Below are 1,472 nucleotides of genomic sequence, written 5' to 3' on the forward strand. Positions count from 1 at the left end.
CCTCGTATTTGAGGCGGCTCGTCTCGCGGAAGCGGGATTGCCCCAGAAGCGCTCCTCTGATCATGCCGCCGAGGAACAGCAGGATGGTGAAGCCCAGCACGTCGTTCTCGACGCCGCCTTGCGCCAGCACGCAGGCCGCGGCGGTGAGAAGCGGCAGCGTGATGAAGTTGATCGAGGCCGGCGCGTGGGAGGTGCAGTAGGTGACCGAGCCGGCCGAGGTGCCGGCGAGCACGATCAGATAGAGCGGCGCCTGGGCGGTGGTGTATCCGTCGCTGAGCAGCGCCAGGAACGACCAGGCGACACCCGACGCCAGCGCCAGCAAGCCATAGAGGGAAAGCCGGGCGCCGACCGCCTGCTGCCGCTCGTCGGCCGCGCCCGACTGGGCGAGCGCGAGCACCACGCGAGCGCCATTGACCAGGGCGATGGCGGCAAACCAGGCCACTGCGGCAAGGCCGCCTCCCGACAACAGCTGCACCGCCAGGATTAGGGCTGCCAGCACCGTGCCGATAGGCATCGAGATGAAGACACCCTTGCTCAGATCGGCGAGCTGATCGCGCAGGATGCCGGCGTCCACGGCTCCGCCGCGCTCCCCGGAAGAGGGACCAGCAGCCAGCCGCTCATCATGCCTTGTCATGACCTAAGTGGTTAGGCGACCGGGATGAAAATCGTGTTAAGGATTTCAGCGGTTTACGGAGCATTTCCTAATTAGGAACTGACGGCGCCAGAAGCTCGGAGAAAACAGGGCGCCGATGGCCTAGCGGAATTGATCGCCATGGCACGGCGCGAGAAAAACCCTATCGTGTTTGTGTGACCGGCAAGCCCAAGCGGAGTTCCAACCCATGACCCTCACCAATCGAGACATCGTCGAGCTGACCGAATGGCGCCGCAAGCTGCACCGGCAGCCGGAAATTTCCAACGAGGAGGAGAAGACGGCGAAGGAAGTGGTGGACTTCCTCGCCGATACCGGGCCGGACAAGGTGCTGACGGGGCTCGGCGGCCATGGCGTGGTGGCGGTCTATGACAGCGGCCAGGCCGGGCCGACGGTGCTGTTCCGCTCCGAGCTCGACGCGCTGCCCATCGAGGAGCTTTCGGGCGTCGCGCATTCTTCGCAAGTGCCGGGCAAGTCGCATATGTGCGGGCATGACGGGCACACCGCGATCCTGGCCGCGCTCGGCCGCCAGTTCGGACGTGACAGGCCGGCGCGGGGCCGTGTCGTGCTGATGTTCCAGCCGGCCGAGGAGACCGGAAACGGCGCGGCCGGCGTCGTCGCCGATCCGCGCTTCGCCGAGATCGCGCCGGACTTCGCGTTTTCGCTGCACAATCTGCCCGGCGTGCCGTTCGGCGAGGTGCGGCTCAAGGCCGGCACTGTCAATTGCGCCTCGCGCGGCATGCGCATCGTGCTCGAGGGCAAGACCGCGCATTCCTCGATGCCGGAAACCGGCACCTCGCCGATGCCGACGGTGAGCGAGCTG

1 protein-coding gene and 1 pseudogene are annotated in these 1,472 nt (G+C 66.5%); one reads left to right on the forward strand and one right to left on the reverse strand.

Going from position 1 to position 1,472, the window contains the following annotated elements:
* A pseudogene (locus EOA24_RS37715) lies at positions 1 to 574 on the reverse strand (GGDEF-domain containing protein); the annotation flags it as partial.
* Between the two features lie 265 nt (positions 575 to 839).
* On the opposite strand from EOA24_RS37715, the gene EOA24_RS37720 reads away from it, so the two are divergent.
* On the forward strand, positions 840 to 1,472 hold a 633-nt coding region (locus EOA24_RS37720), incomplete at its 3' end, for a M20/M25/M40 family metallo-hydrolase (protein ID WP_127410806.1).

Origin of the sequence: Mesorhizobium sp. M2A.F.Ca.ET.039.01.1.1, assembly GCF_003998035.1 — a bacterium.
Lineage (GTDB): Bacteria > Pseudomonadota > Alphaproteobacteria > Rhizobiales > Rhizobiaceae > Mesorhizobium.